Source organism: Pectobacterium carotovorum (genome assembly GCA_016415585.1).
Taxonomy (GTDB): Bacteria; Pseudomonadota; Gammaproteobacteria; order Enterobacterales; family Enterobacteriaceae; genus Pectobacterium; species Pectobacterium carotovorum_K.
This window is the reverse complement of the sequence record CP066552.1, coordinates 704,564-719,655: the sequence shown is the minus strand read 5'-3', so window position 1 is coordinate 719,655 and position 15,092 is coordinate 704,564. Positions and strand designations below refer to the sequence as shown.

Sequence of the window (15,092 nt, the reverse complement as noted above, 5' to 3'; positions counted from 1 at the left end):
TCTATTGTTCTAAAAACATCGGTTCTAAAAACATCGGCTCGGGATTTCCCACATCAGAAATGGCAACCTCTTCTCGATCATCGCGGGTAGTCACCGTTCCCGTACCTTTTAATACGACAACGCCGCCATCGCGTTTAACCAACGTTGTGACCGCAAGTAATCGATCACTTTCGATATCAGCAACGCGGCAACTTAGTAAACGTGCCGCCTCTCCGGGGTGAGGTGTCAGCACGCGATTCTGCCGCTTATGCGGATTGATTGCCAGCAGGTTAAGCATATCCGCATCCCACAACATGGGTTTGTTACAATTTTCTACCAGACGCAGCGCGCTTTTATCCCAGTCATCCTGCCCTAAATCGGGTTCAATCACCACGACATCCGCCTATTCCAGCCTTTGTCGTCAACTCTTGCACCATTAACGTAGGTCAACCGCCAGAGACGCCAACGGATACTGGTTGTAAGTAAGTACTCGCACTATTCCTAAATCGCAGAGTGAAAGAGAATTCGCGGCTACGAGACAAAGGCTGGTTCAATTCCCTCGCTACCCACTATTGCTATGTATGCTAGTTAAAGCGATTTTTAATATACCGAGTGCGCCTGACGTAGCAGATCGCAAGTTAGGTATTGCTTATTGATTCGATAAAGACAACGGATTGGTGATAGCGATCACGTTTCTGTACTTTAGCCACATGCGAAAACACATGAGGATAAAGTGATGTCAGTAATTAATACCCAAGTTAAACCATTCAAAAACATGGCTTTCAAAGACGGTCAATTCATTGAAGTGACTGAGAAGAACATCGAAGGCAAATGGAGCGTGTTCTTCTTCTATCCGGCTGACTTTACGTTTGTCTGCCCGACCGAACTGGGTGATGTCGCTGACTATTACGACGAATTCCAAGAGCGTGGCGTGGAAATCTACTCTGTTTCCACCGACACCCATTTCACGCACAAAGCGTGGCACAGCAGCTCTGAAACCATTGGCAAAATCAAATACACCATGATCGGTGACCCAACGGGCCAACTGACGCGTAACTTTGAAAACATGCGCGAAGCAGAAGGTCTGGCCGATCGCGGTACCTTCATCGTTGACCCACAGGGCATCATTCAGGCGGTAGAAATCACGGCAGAAGGTATTGGCCGTGATGCATCTGACCTGCTGCGCAAAGTGAAAGCGGCCCAGTACGTTGCTTCTCACCCAGGCGAAGTGTGCCCAGCCAAGTGGAAAGAAGGCGAGGCTACGCTGGCTCCGTCTCTGGATCTGGTTGGCAAAATCTAAGCTAACACCTCGGAAAACATAACTGTAGAAAACATGGCCTTTTTTGTCGGGTGCGTTGCACCCGATTTTTCTGGCCCGGCTTTTGGGGCCAGCACCCTGCACGATTTTGCCTTTGTACCTATTTGCCTAATTAAGGACGACCGATGCTCGACAATACGATGAAAGTCCAGTTGAAAGCCTATCTGGAAAAATTAACCAAACCTGTTGAGTTGATTGCGACTCTGGATGACTCCGCCAAATCTGCTGAAGTCAAAACTCTGCTGGCTGAGATTGCTGAGCTGTCCGATCGGGTAAGTTTTATTGAAAAGAATGATCTGGCAGTACGTAAGCCTTCATTCCTGATTACCAATCCTGGCTCTCAAAGCGGCCCGCGTTTTGCTGGTGCGCCGATGGGACACGAATTTACTTCTTTGATTCTGGCGTTATTGCAGGTGGGCGGCCATCCGTCGAAAGAAGCGAAAGAATTGCTCGATCAGATCCGTCATCTTGACGGCTCGTTCCACTTTGAAACCTATTACTCGCTGTCCTGCCACAACTGCCCGGACGTGGTGCAGGCGCTGAATTTAATGGCGGTGTTGAATCCGAATATCACCCATACCGCGATTGACGGTGGCGTGTTTCAGGATGAGATTCAAAGCCGTAATGTGATGGGCGTTCCTACCGTTTTCCTGAACGGTGAACACTTCAGTCAAGGGCGGACGAGCCTGGCTGAGATTGTGACTAAAATCGATACCGGCGCCGGCGCTAAACAGGTTGAGAAGCTGAACCAGCGTGACGTCTATGATGTGTTAATCATCGGTAGCGGTCCGGCGGGGGCAGCAGCGGCGGTCTATTCGGCGCGTAAAGGCATCCGTACCGGTTTGGTCGGTGAGCGTTTTGGCGGTCAGGTACTGGATACCGTCGATATCGAAAACTATATTTCCGTGCCGAAAACGGAAGGTGCCAAACTGGCGACCGCGCTGAAGAGCCATGTTGATGACTACGATGTCGACGTGATTGACGCGCAGAGTGCAGAGGCCCTCATTCCTGGCGGTGAACCGGGTAAACCGCATCAGGTGATCACCGTATCCGGCGCGACGCTGAAAGCGCGCAGTGTGATCATTGCGACTGGCGCACGCTGGAGAAACATGAATGTACCCGGCGAAGATCAGTACCGTACACGTGGCGTAACGTACTGCCCGCACTGTGATGGCCCGCTGTTTAAAGGCAAACACGTTGCAGTGATTGGCGGCGGAAACTCTGGGGTAGAAGCGGCTATCGATCTGGCTGGCGTGGTGAAACATGTCACGTTGCTTGAGTTTGCTCCAGAACTGAAAGCAGATTCTGTATTACAGGAAAAAGTGCGTAGCCTGCCGAACGTTGACATCATCCTGAATGCGCAAACCACTGAAGTGAAAGGCGATGGGCAGAAAGTGACGGGGCTGAGCTATAAAGATCGTATTACCGATACGGTACACGATTTAGCGCTGGAAGGGATCTTCGTGCAGATTGGCCTGCTGCCTAACACCCACTGGCTGGAAGGTACGGTAGCCAGAAACCGCATCGGTGAAATTGAGATCGATGCCAAGTGTGAAACCAGCGTGAAAGGGGTCTTTGCTGCCGGCGACTGTACGACGGTGCCGTACAAGCAGATTATCATCGCGACGGGTGAAGGCGCAAAAGCGTCCTTGAGCGCCTTTGATTATTTGATCAGAACCCGTGCATAACATCGGCCTGTTGAGGACGAAGGTGGATATATTTGCCATTCTTCTGTTTCTCCGACGACGATCTTAACGTTCCGCGCGGCGATGCCTCATCAAGAGGTGTCGCCGCGTTTTTGCTTTTGATCGTAGAATTTTTCTTTCGATCGTAAAAATTAGATCTCAGCCCTTGCCAAAGGACGATAAGAAATTCATAATGCACGCCGCTTTGTGCTGTTGCCCGTTTTTTACTGTCTACACAGCATCATATTTCGAGCACAAGCGTTACCTCAATCCACATCATTTTTTATCAGTTAATACAAAAAATCATATTCTTCTTAACAGACTTATCCACAGGCTGTCTGTTGGTTATTTATTAATCACGCTATGTTGTTGATAAAATACTGTAGAGTATCTTATTGATATCTATTCATAAATTTTACTTATAAAACGTTATAACGATCGCTTGTACTTTTTGTGACAGTTGATTGGCAACGGTTTTTTTTATTTATTCACAGCGCGTGCGACAAACTGATGACAAGAGTTTGAGCGGCTCACGCATCACGCGGTAATCCTTTCTCTACTGCACGAATAAGTCGCTTTTTCTGTGTGGATTGGACGTCAATTTCCAGTGACGCGCGACGTTCCAACTGCTGATGAACTGCCCAGTGGATATGTTCATCCAACAGTTCGCTTTCACCCAAACGGGCTTGCAGCGCCAGTACGATACTATCCTGATAGGGGGCATTCCCCAGTGCGACGGCAATATTGCGTAGCCAGCGGAGATGGCCGATGCGCCGGATCGGAGACCCTTCCGTAATTCGCAGAAATTTCTCTTCATTCCAGCCGAATAGCGCCAGCAGCTCTGGCGTATGCAGCGCGGCTCGCGGGCTGAAATCCGCCTCGTCGGTAAGCTGTGAAAACCGATTCCACGGGCAAATCAGCTGACAGTCATCGCAGCCATAGATGCGATTGCCCATGAGCGGACGAAATTCTTCAGGAATCGGACCTTCCAATTCGATGGTCAGATAGGAAATGCAGCGACGGGCATCAACGGTGTAAGGGGCGACAATCGCGCCAGTTGGGCAGGTGGTCATGCAGGCGACGCATCGGCCGCACTGTTCTTCCTGTGGGCGATCGACGGGTAGGGGTAAATCGATCAGCAGTTCACCCAGAAAGAACCAGGAGCCGGCTTCTCTGTTCAGAATGAGTGAGTGTTTACCAACCCAGCCAAGTCCGGCTTTCGCAGCCAAAGGGCGTTCCATAATGGGAGCGGAATCGACAAAGGGACGAAAATTCAATTCACCGCAGTATGCCTGAATCTGGTCGCCGAGCTTTTTCAGACGCTGGCGCAACAGCTTGTGGTAATCGCGACCCAGTGCATAGCGGCTAACGTAGCCGAGTTCTGGGTTTTTTAAGGTACTGGCGAATGCGGCTTTGGCGGGAAGATAATTCATACGTACGCTGATGACACGCAGTGTGCCGGGCAGCAGCTCATGCGGACGCGCCCGCAGCATGCCGTGGCGCACCATCCAGTCCATTTCCCCGTGGTATTGCTTATCCAGCCAATCCTGAAGTCGAGGCTCTTCTGCGGACAAATCGGTGTCGCAGATACCGACCTGCTGGAAACCCAATGCCTGTCCCCATTGTTTGATGTGTTGCGCTAATTCATTGAGATCGTAGGGATATGGCATGGAGAACCGTAAAAATATACTGTATTGTCCCGATTTTATCACAAAACAAGGATATTCTGAGGTTCATGGTTAACAGCGTCGGCTATTGTCCCAGTTTCCCGAGACAATAGCCAACAGACGGAGCCTTACTGCCTCAACGCCACCATCATAAGTTCAACAACCTGCTCGACCGTTAGCTTACTCGTGATTTGTGAACGCTCCAACACCAAGCCAAGATCTTCCAGTTTTATCAGAAAATCAACTAACTCCACGGAATCCATTGCAATATCCTTGATCAAGCTATCCTGTGCTTTAATCTCAGCAGGAGCCGTGCCATTAACCTGATAAATAACATCACATATCAACTCAAACACATTGTCTTTTATTAGCAATGAATCCAACCTTCACCTCCGCTGGTTTTTTAAATTGTCCCAGCTTTTCTGAAGCGCTTATCGACGGCTTATTCGCGCCTCTGTTCATATCAAGAGTTCATCGTTGATTTTTTAAGCTTATCTTCCTGTTCCTGTTGGAGCTTGTCGCTCAGGGAAGACCAGCTTAAAGAACGTCTTAAACCCCCTTTGACTTCGATCCGATTAAAATGCTGCGGCTCTTTGCTTTGACGACGGTTAAACATGTCAGGAGTACGACTAGTGGTGTAGATAGAAGCAGATGGTGACGGCGAACTTAGATCCTGTAAGGATGGTGATGTCCTTAAGGGCTGATTGCTTCGATCATCAATCTCTGGTGATGCTGAGCCATTTGTTGGCGGCATCCACTTCGTTTCATTGCGATTTAAAAAAATGTCCTGCGACTTAGCGTTTTCAGCCTTACGTTGAAGGTTCACTTTAGTCCTACTGGACTTTGTCTTGACGTTATGAGGCGACGTGTACAGAGGCTTCTGCTTCACCTTTGAAGCCGAATCGGTAACATCCTTCTCGTTAGTATTCGTAGCCCCATTAGGTGACATTGAAGAAGCGGGATTCGGGAACGGAGGCGGCGTCGGAATCCTTGGAGGGGTAGGCTCCTGCTGATAGTACACGATTGCATCTGCCTCCGAATCTACCTCCGAATTTTCCCCCAAGTCTTCAATCTTTACTTTGCCTGGTTGTTCAATATGATCTTTCGGTTCATTCCCTGCCCCATTAGGTGACATTAAAGAAGCGGGATTCGGGAACGGAGGCGGCGTCGGAATCCTTGGAGGGGTAGGCTCCTGCTGATAGTACACGATGTCATCTGCCTCCGGACCTAGCCCCAAGTCTTCAATCGTTAGTTCAATATGACCTTTCTGTTCGTTCCTGGACTCATTAGTTGATGATGCGGTAGTTCCAGCTATCGGTTTTAGCGGTACCCCTTTCCTTATTGCCTCAAGATGCTCATCGAGTGGCGTTTGGACGGTAGACTTCTGCTGACGGTGTTCGGCTATAAACTTCTCTATATCTTCAGGGCTTTTTGTCTGCCCTGCTGCGTTACGAGCGGCAAGCGTCTCTTTCAGTTCATTTAGAAACGCAGGAGATTGCGCTACTGTGGATGGGGTTCTGGTTCCATTAAAGTGGTGACGCCTCAGCTCCACTGTCTCTGCTGACTCCTGCTGCGTCTGGGTAGCTGTCTCTGCTGACTCCTGCTGCGTCTGGGTAGTTTTCTCTGCTGACTCCTGCTGCGTCTGGGTAGTTTTCTTTGTTGGATCCGACTGTGCTGAAGTTAACACGCAGTGTGGCTGCGGGGGGTTATCCGGCGTGTACGCACTGACACGCTGCAAATTAGGGAGTACACCGCCGTTCATAAAAGCGGATGGAGAAGCCGCTTTTATTATATCACTCAATAAATTAGCCTTGGTCTCCTCGGTCAAATCACCTGTTGCCAGAACAGAATCAAAAGCAGCATTCCAATTCATCCCCGTATTATTCACTAACCCTGGGTGATCATCATTCCCTGAGCTTGAAGACTTACCTCCATAGTTCAGCATGATGGGACTCACGGTGGGATTAAAGGTGGGATTAAAGGTGAATGGCTGCGCCCCCCCCTCCGGCATCCGCACTCCCAGACCAGCATCGGGTGATTTAGCAGCAGGATGTTCAGGGTTAAGTGCTCGATCTGTCTGGGATGTTGATTCGGATAGGTGATGACGCAATGTCTTAGCCAAAGAGACATTAAGGTCCTTGAATTGGGCGGCATAATACTTCAACGCCAAAAAGGTATTTCCCTCCTGTGTTTTAATTAAATCGTCTTTCATCGAACCGACTAACGCAGCATAACGCCGCTCTTGTTCAGTGAAAATCTCATCACAATTCGTTTCAAGACCAGGATGGTATTCTTTCCAGGCATCAACGCAGATATCACGATATTCTTCGACAAATTGTCTAAGCGCCTCGCTACCATAACGAATCATTAACTCAGAAATTGCTTTACCAAGCTTATTCTCTTGTGTCCATTCCTTCCATGAATATTCCTTATCCTTACTCAGCGTATGAATAATATTGTCGAATGTTTTTTTATCTTTTTCATCAGATATATAAGGGCAAATTATGCCTAATATATTTTTCACGTCCTCCCTTTGACGATTGAATAATTGAGTATCACGAAATTCAAGATGAGAATTATTGCCAGAAAATCCCTTACGAGCAAGCTCATCGAATGCCTTTCTTGCACATTCTGATTCATTTGGTTTCTTTTTAAAATCATCAATCGCTGAACTATCAACATGTTTAATAGCATTTAGCAGCGTTGAACTATCACCTGATTTTTTTATTCCAGGCTCAGCGTGAACATCAGCGTAAACCACCGTCGAGGTGGGAACTGTATTAATAGTCGGCATTTAACACACCTTAATCGTCGGTTTTAAAACATGAGAGGCAAGATGAAAAAAAAGTCATCTCTTCAGGTGGTTCTGGTCTCGATGCAGTCTCAAAACCTACTTTCCAGCCACTGCAATAGGCGGCATACTGCTCAAGCTCATTATTGTCAAGGTATTCACTTGGCGTTTTGTATTTACCATGATAAATGCTAAGCAGCTCATTTATAGTATTTCGTTGCTCCGGAGTATCAACTGCTGCTATAACGCTATTCCCAGGTAAACGACGTGGTTGAGTGGTGACTTCCTGTGGTCTATCGTTATAAGCGCTAACGGATTTCATATTTTGAGGGAAATCACTAGCAGGACGAGCAGATGAACTAACAGGTTTGGCAAAACCCTGAGAATGACAATTGGAATATTGAGCACTTGCCAAATATTCACTAGCAGTTCTCTCCTGCTGTATCTCCAGCTCCTTAATTTTTTCCTCGTAATTATTATTTATATAGTTCCAGTTTATATCACTCGATACACTATTACCTGAAAAAACACCTAGCATAATACTCACCTTAATGTGAAAATTTATATGATTACAACGCTTTGAAAACGTCTTTGGCGCTTTCACCTAGTGCACTAATTGCACCGCTTAATACTTTATTTAAATTATCAAATGTATTGTTCGCTTGACTATAGCGCTGGGCGAATGACTGCATATTACTTTGCAATGCACTACTGGTGGAATTAAAGGTCGCGAGCCAGGCCTGATAGCTAGAAGTAGAGGGCTCATATACTCCCGTTTGATTTTTTGCTGCCGGATAAGAATTTTTCACGGTCTTATCATACTGATCGAGATTAAATTCAATAGAGCCGTGACAGTTACCATCCTCATCCTCAACCTCAACAATCTTATAGGCAGGCTCAAGCGTGACTCTCATGTCATTTTTTTCTTCCGGCGTCATATCGGCCCAATTTTTTACTTCTCCAGCCGGTGAATTCGCCGCCACATACGCATCAAAAGCAGTATATCCGTCCTCCATTTTCTTCTGATCGAATGCGACGGTGTTGCCATCTTTCCCTGCGGACACCGCCTCCGAGGAAGCCTTTTGTACATGTTCATTATAGGCTTCATACATATCAGTATACTGCTTCATTAAATCAGCATAGAAATCTACATAATCTTCTTTTATCGTTTGAATCGCATTGGCAATTACCGCCCATAGCTCCGCATAGCTAGTGCTCGTAGTGATTTCTCCATTACGTTTGCCATTTTCATTAGCATGGCTAATTTCATCTCCCGCTGTTTTTTCAATATTTATTCTCGCTAAATACAGTTGGCTATTAGCATACTTGGCCATTAAGTTGTCATTATTAATTTTTTGCTTTATATTTTCAGCCGTGCTGATATATTCTTTATCATGGCTCAGTACTTTACTTTCTAAAACATCAGAACGCACCATGCCTATACGATTAAACACATTGTTTTTCTGTCCCGCGCCCTCCCCAACATTACCGTGTTCGAGATTCGGGCTGTCAATATCCACACCATTTTCTGATAGAGATTTCCCTATCATTTCCAGCGTTTTTTTCGCCTCAAGCGTAGGAATATCCTTGCTTGCCGAGGTAGCCAACTGACATAGTAATATTTTCAATAACGTAATATTAACTACAGGTTCTGAAACAGTATAACTTTCAGCGTGGTTTTTATTTACCCCCCCCTGAGTATAAATGAGAGAATGTAACTGACCTGGTAATATAGCAGTATTCATAATAGGTTCCTATGATCGTAATATTCTACATGGCGTATTTGTCTAAAAACCATAAAGCGATCAACTAAAGAGATAATGCAGAAAAGCGGAAATAATCTCTCCGCTTAATAACGCTGACTAAAAAATTAGCCCATCCGCCCTGAAATAGACGATGCGGCATCATTATTATTGCGCAATACACTTTCTTGCATCTGGCGCATTGCAGCCTCTGTTTCAGCCGCTTTCTTCGCTGACTGCTGGTGCGCGTTTGAGACTTCGCTATTAACTGACTGGTTGGCACGCGCCAGCTCCGCCTCTTTAGACTCTCTGGAAGCAGCAACGTTGAAGCCACTTTCAATCGCTTTTTGAGTCGACTGAAACACCTGATTGCCATACTCTGTGCCTACGCGAGTTTTCTGCGTACTATTAACGACTCGACTATGCTTCTGCCGTCGAGTAGCAGCTTGTTGCACAAAATCCGGTTGCGACTTGCTAATCTCTCCCGTCATTACGGCATCTGGTGCTATTCCTTTACTTACCATCGCGTCAGAGCCGCTAGTGACTGCTGTTTTGTGAAGACCAGTGAGGTTTTCAATATCAGCGGCATCACCCAAATTAGCCTTGATTGACATAGATTCTGCTCTCAGCGATTTCATTGAGGCCAGTGTCATTCCCCCTTGCCCTGCAAGGCCTACAGAACTAGCGGAAATCACCCCTGTCATCCGCTGCTTTTCTGCATCAATATGTTTATTTCCAACGTGATTTGCCGATGTCACCACATTTTGCATAGACCGAGCTGATGCCTGGCTATGTGAAGTATTCTGTTGATTGGCCGTGACGATAATATTATTAAGGGTACTCAGCATCACCGTATCAAACATTTTTGTTCTAGTGGTTGGTGTTTTCTCAGCAGCATTTGCGGCAGTAATATCCGTTCCTCCTGCAACGGGAGCCATTGCACGAGTATTCCCACTCGAGGAAACCGAATTCGTCGTCAACGGCTCCATCGCAAATTTACTGTTCTCGCCTGTTTTATTATTTAACAGGGCGATACTAGCCTGCGAAGGAATTAAGCTTGAAGCGGCAGCTGCAAGACGATAAAGCGTATTAACATCCGCGCCTTTCTGCAGGCTCTCAGTTAATTTAACCAACGTCATCTTCTGCTCTGCTCCCATTTTTTCATCACTACGGATACTACGGGTAGTAGGTACAGACAAAACGGGCTGAGCATTAATATCCGTTAACACCAAACTCTGGTTATACTGATTATTAACGCCAAGCTGCGTCACCAATGCAATAATATCTTTTGGCCCCTCCCCTTTCGGAAGGGTAGCCGTATTGGCTGCATTCCCGGTGGAATCAATCAGAGATCGATACGACTGTTGAGCCGAAACAGTAGAGTTATTAATAGCAGGACTAATCATAGTGGATAACCTCTTTTATTTATGGAATATAGAGAGTGGGGGTCGTCACTACGCCCCCACCGCTCTCATTCGTTTGGTAATATATTTACCCGCCTGCATTTGATTATCAGCAACGGTAGAGATGTTTTTAATAATTTCATTCGCGCTTTCTACACGCCGTGTATAGCTATCCATTGCGCGATCCATCATTTCATTTAAAAGATCCTGTAGCGCAATATCATTTATCATATTGGCTTTTGTTTTTGCCGCCTTAACCATCATATCCGCAGTAATAATATTTCCTGTCGTTTGTATCGTGGTATTGGCAAACGAGGCGATGGTTGTTGCCATTCTCATGCGTACAGCTATCTGCCCCATTTTAACTGAGTCCATAGCAACCGCACGCCCAATCCCCCCACTCATCTTTTTAATCGTTTCACCGACCACGTTATCCATCATTTTGTGCATTGTGTTCTGAATAGCTTTTTTCGCAACGTCACCACCGAGCTTTTTCATGAAGACATCGCCCAGTTTACTTGCCGCGCTGCCAGCAACCATCATCGCAGCAATCAATATCACTGCCGCACTAATCGCCCCCAGAATTTGGCCTACAAACTCAGATGTACTTTTATCGAGACCAAATAATTCAAGAATCTGAGCATACATTTTGGCCATAAATTCCATCAGCGGCTTCATAACATGCTCCATCAAAGGCTTCAGCGCAGCCTGCATGAAAGAATACCCATCATTAACGGCTTGGCATATTTCATCACCAATTGCTAACGCTAGCCCTACAGCTGCGATGGCCAGAGAGGCCCCTCCCGTAAAGGCTGCCCCAACAACTCCCACTACGGTGATCGCCCACCCCAAGACTTTAGCAATGCACCCCATGGTTTTTTGCAGTTCTTCGGCTTTACGAACCTGTTCATCGTATTCTTTCGCTTTTTTTTCCGCATCTTTGGCGGCGGCCTCAGAGAGTTTCTGTTTCAATTCGGCCGAGGCACTCAGATCCTCATTCGCACTCTGATTAATCAGCTGCGATATCAGAGCCATTAAAAATGTGAGGCTTTTCGTATTCTCATCGCGCTGCTTACGTTGGCTTTCAACGGCGAACTGCTGCTGCGGCGAAAGGGAGTTCACCATAGTGTTAGACTTAGCTTGCGTCGTATTGAGTTCCGCACGAGACGCATTTTCCGCTTTAATTGCAGTTGCGAGTGGACCCGCAACGAAATTGTCGTGCGCAGATTTGGCACTAGTTAAATTAGCCTGAGCCATTACCACTGCGTTTCTGGCTTCATCAATTTGCTGTTCTAATTCCGGAGAAACTGGATCCTGCGCCGCGGCCTGACGCTCCAGATCGCTCAACGTACCCTGCGCTTTATTCAGTGAGGATTGCGCATTGTTAACATCCTGTTCTAGCTTATTCGCCTGTTTTTGTGCAGCGTTCAGAGCATCAGCATCGCCAGCCCACTGCGTTCCCTGTGTTTCAAGCGCCGCGGCCAGTTCAGAATACGCATTTTCCGTACCCGCCATCATGGCGTTATAGCTGTGAACTTGTGCATTCAATTTTCCAACTGAGCTGTCATTAGTAAGCTGAGCTATTTTTCCTAACAGCGCGTTCATTTCGGCAGAGGTGCTGAGGCGTTTATCTGCACGAGCATTTTTATCACTATTATCAGCCTCCCCACTTTCTTGCAGCAACGTCAATTGAGGAATATCCTGTTGAGCAAGATCGGCTCTCTCACCGTTGCCGCTCATTGCAAGATGGGTATTCTGCAACACCTTCATTAATTGCCCAGGCTGTAATACCTGAATAGCATCTTTGACTTGACCTAATTGGGAATGATTTTTTAACGCCGAATTTCCAAAACGCTTCGTCAGCTCGCCCTGTCGTTTTAACTCTTCCTGACTAGCCTCTGAGCTTCCTCTGATGTAATCGAGAGTTCCAAAACCATCAAGCGGTATATCCATCACTAATCCTCATTTTTTATTTATATCTCAGAGCTATCGACCTCTTCGTCATTACTCATCTCATTTAACGCTTGTAGGTAATTCTGAGATTTTTCATTCAGCACAGGGTCGCTGCATTTATCAATAACTATTTCAAAACACTTTTTAGCTTGTATAGAATGGCGCATCATCAGATTACACTGACCAGCATAAAACATCGGGCGGTAGTCATTTTCTGATAATGTATAAGACAAGGCATAGAAATCAATCGCTTTGGGGTAGTTTCCTTTCAGCTGATATACTGCGGCCAGCCCCATCGTATACTCAGGGTTATAGAAATCATAGATACACAAAAAGCGAAAAAGTGACTCAGCGTCGTTTAATTTTCCGTGGTAGTAAAAATCATAAGCCAATTTATAAATATCGCTCATTGTTTCATGAGAAACATTATGAACGTCTTTTAAAGTTGCCCCACTCTGGATGGCATCAATAATGCCAATTGAGTAATCATAGACTTCATCTTCATCACTGGGGGGGGCTGTCACGTTTTCATTAATCATTCTTTCCTCTACACCGTTAATTCAACGTCCCGAATCAAATACAAACAGTGAAATACAATCGTATTCTACTGTTAAGTACCGACATTTAATATCAAAAAACCGTACAGTCAGGGGGTTTTCGTTTCTGGCGATGGCTCAGTCTGTTCTGGCACATGAGCATTATCTTCTATCGTATCTTCTGGTAAAACAATCCCAGCGGCTTCTACCTGTCGCAACCAAACGAGTATATCCATGACGTCCATTAATGCATCATCATTCAATGAAATAAAACTGTACTTGCGATAAGAATGATAAATTCTTCTCGTCAGTAAAATATTGCGAACAACTGGCACACCTATTTTCTCCGCATAGGCAATGGCAGCCCTTGCCTTCATATTTGTACTACGAAGAGCAATAAATGGGAGCATAGCGACTTCTGGATTGAAATAAATAGCAATCGCAATATGGGTCGGGTTGGCAAGCACGACCTCAGAGTTTCTAATTGCCGCCATCTCCTCCCCTGAAAGAATTTCCTGATGAATCCGGCGTCTGGCACTCTTAATTTCAGGATTACCATCATTTTCTTTACGTTCTTGTTTAACCTCATGCTTATCCATTTTTATATCGCGAAAATGAATAAAATACTCAGCAATAAAGTCAGCGACTAAAATACACAAAGCCCAGGCAATAAAAACTAACACCGCTTTGAACGTCAGCGAACTCCAGACACTAACCAATTGAGGAATATTACCATTATAGGTAATTAAAGCCTGCTTGAGATCATTATGTACTAAACTGTAACAAGTACAGATAAATACGATAAGATAGCAGATAGATTTAACGAGTTCTTTGATTGTTCTAACATTAAAAATCTTCTTCATACCCTCGATGGGATTCAATGCTTTAAAATTCATTTTTATTGCTTTTGATGCAATAGAAAATCGAGTCTGTAATAAAGTCATCCCTGCCCCAACTAATGCACAAACAGCGATAAAGGGTAACGTAATCTGCAAAAAAACAAGCGAAAGTTCTATCAGGAAATCACTTATATTCATGTCAGCGTTGTGTAATAACGCCATATGATAAAGAGAGAAGAAACGACCAAAATCGATAGCATGGGAAAGGTAATAGACCCCGACCAACAAAATAGTTGTGGTGATAAGATCTTTACTTTTAAATGTTTGCCCTTTCTTTGCCGAGTCTTTACGCCGTTTATCCGTTGGTTTTTCCGTTTTTTCAGCCATCGTCTCAGCTCCCTGTCAGGGTAAAAAGTTCTGAAATATCGTCGTAGAAAACATCTTCAAGGGCTTTTCTGACAACGCTTGAAAGCCGTAGAGCAAAAAAACAAGAAAAGCGATGAAACTTTTGATGGTAAGTGACAGTGAAAATGAATTGAGCTGGGGGCAATAGCGCGCAAAAATACCGAGTAGAATTTCTGAGATCATTAATACAATCAGCACCGGTGCAGCCAGCATAATACTGCTCTGCACCAAGGTCGTCAGCAAATTCCCCGCTTCCATCCAGTTAAAGCCTTCGAGCTCACTGCCACGCGGAAAAGCACGATAACTTTGTGCCATCGCCTCCATCAGCAAACGCATGCCATTCTGAGCAAAGAAGATCGCGCCGAATGCAAAGTTCAGAAAGCCAGACAACACAGAGCTTTGCACACCATTAACGGGATCGATACTGTCGCTAATCGTTGCACCGCGCTGGTTATCTAGAATTTCCCCCAAACCAATCGCAACCCAAAAAGGTAAACATAAGGACATAGCTAAGATTAAGCCAACGACGCACTCTTTCACCAAGACAATTAGCCAGCCTTGTTCCGGTGAAACAAACGGCTCAAAGCAAGGCCATAAGCCAATAATGGCAAGAGAAACTATCACGTTCTTAACTATCAGATTTGACAATACACGCTCCCCTAATACCGGCAACATGTAGAAAACTATTGCCAGTCGCGCGTAGGCCATAGCAAAAATGAGCACGTTGTGCTGAAAATTAAGGTAAAACGCAACAAACAGCATAATTTTATCGTT

At 45.6% G+C, this 15,092-nt stretch carries 12 protein-coding genes and 1 pseudogene; 2 read left to right on the top strand and 11 right to left on the bottom strand.

Going from position 1 to position 15,092, the window contains the following annotated elements; all coding sequences use genetic code 11:
- Nucleotide 1 precedes the first annotated feature (1 nt).
- A pseudogene (locus JFY74_03195) lies at nucleotides 2-478 on the bottom strand (hypothetical protein).
- A gap of 237 nt (nucleotides 479-715) precedes the next feature.
- Between JFY74_03195 and ahpC the strand changes: the two are divergent.
- Together ahpC and ahpF are read left to right on the top strand one after the other, a co-directional pair.
- The gene (gene ahpC, locus JFY74_03190; GenBank protein ID QQG29084.1) at nucleotides 716-1,279 is read left to right on the top strand and encodes an alkyl hydroperoxide reductase subunit C; all 564 of its coding nucleotides are present in this window, start codon (nucleotides 716-718) and stop codon (nucleotides 1,277-1,279) included.
- Between the two features lie 143 nt (nucleotides 1,280-1,422).
- On the top strand, nucleotides 1,423-2,985 hold the full coding sequence (ahpF, locus tag JFY74_03185) for an alkyl hydroperoxide reductase subunit F (protein ID QQG29083.1): 1,563 nt from the start codon (nucleotides 1,423-1,425) through the stop codon (nucleotides 2,983-2,985).
- A 527-nt stretch (nucleotides 2,986-3,512) separates the two neighbouring features.
- Here the strand turns inward: ahpF and queG are convergent.
- The 10 genes from queG to sctT all read right to left on the bottom strand — a co-directional run bounded on the left by queG (nucleotide 3,513) and on the right by sctT (nucleotide 15,080).
- Nucleotides 3,513-4,652: a tRNA epoxyqueuosine(34) reductase QueG gene (gene queG / locus JFY74_03180; protein QQG29082.1), complete on the bottom strand. Its 1,140-nt coding sequence runs from the start codon at nucleotides 4,650-4,652 to the stop codon at nucleotides 3,513-3,515.
- Between the two features lie 125 nt (nucleotides 4,653-4,777).
- Nucleotides 4,778-5,032: an acyl carrier protein gene (locus JFY74_03175; protein ID QQG30607.1), complete on the bottom strand. Its 255-nt coding sequence runs from the start codon at nucleotides 5,030-5,032 to the stop codon at nucleotides 4,778-4,780.
- Between the two features lie 80 nt (nucleotides 5,033-5,112).
- Nucleotides 5,113-7,443 (bottom strand): hypothetical protein, encoded by a 2,331-nt coding sequence (locus JFY74_03170; protein ID QQG29081.1) that lies wholly within the window; start codon nucleotides 7,441-7,443, stop codon nucleotides 5,113-5,115.
- A gap of 10 nt (nucleotides 7,444-7,453) precedes the next feature.
- The gene (locus tag JFY74_03165; protein QQG29080.1) at nucleotides 7,454-7,978 is read right to left on the bottom strand and encodes a hypothetical protein; all 525 of its coding nucleotides are present in this window, start codon (nucleotides 7,976-7,978) and stop codon (nucleotides 7,454-7,456) included.
- 31 nt (nucleotides 7,979-8,009) lie between these two features.
- Complete coding sequence (locus tag JFY74_03160; GenBank protein ID QQG30434.1) at nucleotides 8,010-8,990, bottom strand: IpaD/SipD/SspD family type III secretion system needle tip protein; 981 nt, start codon at nucleotides 8,988-8,990, stop codon at nucleotides 8,010-8,012.
- A 320-nt stretch (nucleotides 8,991-9,310) separates the two neighbouring features.
- On the bottom strand, nucleotides 9,311-10,588 hold the full coding sequence (locus JFY74_03155) for a hypothetical protein (GenBank protein QQG29079.1): 1,278 nt from the start codon (nucleotides 10,586-10,588) through the stop codon (nucleotides 9,311-9,313).
- A gap of 48 nt (nucleotides 10,589-10,636) precedes the next feature.
- Complete coding sequence (sctE, locus tag JFY74_03150) at nucleotides 10,637-12,538, bottom strand: type III secretion system translocon subunit SctE (protein ID QQG29078.1); 1,902 nt, start codon at nucleotides 12,536-12,538, stop codon at nucleotides 10,637-10,639.
- Nucleotides 12,539-12,558: 20 nt separating this feature from the next.
- Nucleotides 12,559-13,077 carry a type III secretion system translocator chaperone SicA gene (gene sicA / locus JFY74_03145; protein ID QQG29077.1) on the bottom strand — a complete coding sequence of 173 codons (519 nt, stop codon included), beginning with the start codon at nucleotides 13,075-13,077 and terminating at the stop codon, nucleotides 12,559-12,561.
- Nucleotides 13,078-13,184: 107 nt separating this feature from the next.
- The gene (locus JFY74_03140) at nucleotides 13,185-14,300 is read right to left on the bottom strand and encodes an EscU/YscU/HrcU family type III secretion system export apparatus switch protein (protein ID QQG29076.1); all 1,116 of its coding nucleotides are present in this window, start codon (nucleotides 14,298-14,300) and stop codon (nucleotides 13,185-13,187) included.
- A 15-nt stretch (nucleotides 14,301-14,315) separates the two neighbouring features.
- The gene (gene sctT / locus JFY74_03135; protein QQG29075.1) at nucleotides 14,316-15,080 is read right to left on the bottom strand and encodes a type III secretion system export apparatus subunit SctT; all 765 of its coding nucleotides are present in this window, start codon (nucleotides 15,078-15,080) and stop codon (nucleotides 14,316-14,318) included.
- Nucleotides 15,081-15,092 lie beyond the last annotated feature (12 nt).

What these genes read in the sequence shown, in the direction of transcription:
- ahpC (QQG29084.1), top strand. Translation starts at nt 716, where the DNA reads ATGTCAGTAATTAATACCCAAGTTAAACCATTCAAAAACATGGCTTTC.
- ahpF (QQG29083.1), top strand. Translation starts at nt 1,423, where the DNA reads ATGCTCGACAATACGATGAAAGTCCAGTTGAAAGCCTATCTGGAAAAA.
- queG (QQG29082.1), bottom strand. Translation starts at nt 4,652, where the DNA reads ATGCCATATCCCTACGATCTCAATGAATTAGCGCAACACATCAAACAA.
- JFY74_03170 (QQG29081.1), bottom strand. Translation starts at nt 7,443, where the DNA reads ATGCCGACTATTAATACAGTTCCCACCTCGACGGTGGTTTACGCTGAT.
- JFY74_03165 (QQG29080.1), bottom strand. Translation starts at nt 7,978, where the DNA reads ATGCTAGGTGTTTTTTCAGGTAATAGTGTATCGAGTGATATAAACTGG.
- JFY74_03160 (QQG30434.1), bottom strand. Translation starts at nt 8,990, where the DNA reads ATGATAGGGAAATCTCTATCAGAAAATGGTGTGGATATTGACAGCCCG.
- JFY74_03155 (QQG29079.1), bottom strand. Translation starts at nt 10,588, where the DNA reads ATGATTAGTCCTGCTATTAATAACTCTACTGTTTCGGCTCAACAGTCG.
- sctE (QQG29078.1), bottom strand. Translation starts at nt 12,538, where the DNA reads ATGGATATACCGCTTGATGGTTTTGGAACTCTCGATTACATCAGAGGA.
- sicA (QQG29077.1), bottom strand. Translation starts at nt 13,077, where the DNA reads ATGATTAATGAAAACGTGACAGCCCCCCCCAGTGATGAAGATGAAGTC.
- JFY74_03140 (QQG29076.1), bottom strand. Translation starts at nt 14,300, where the DNA reads ATGGCTGAAAAAACGGAAAAACCAACGGATAAACGGCGTAAAGACTCG.
- sctT (QQG29075.1), bottom strand. Translation starts at nt 15,080, where the DNA reads ATGCTGTTTGTTGCGTTTTACCTTAATTTTCAGCACAACGTGCTCATT.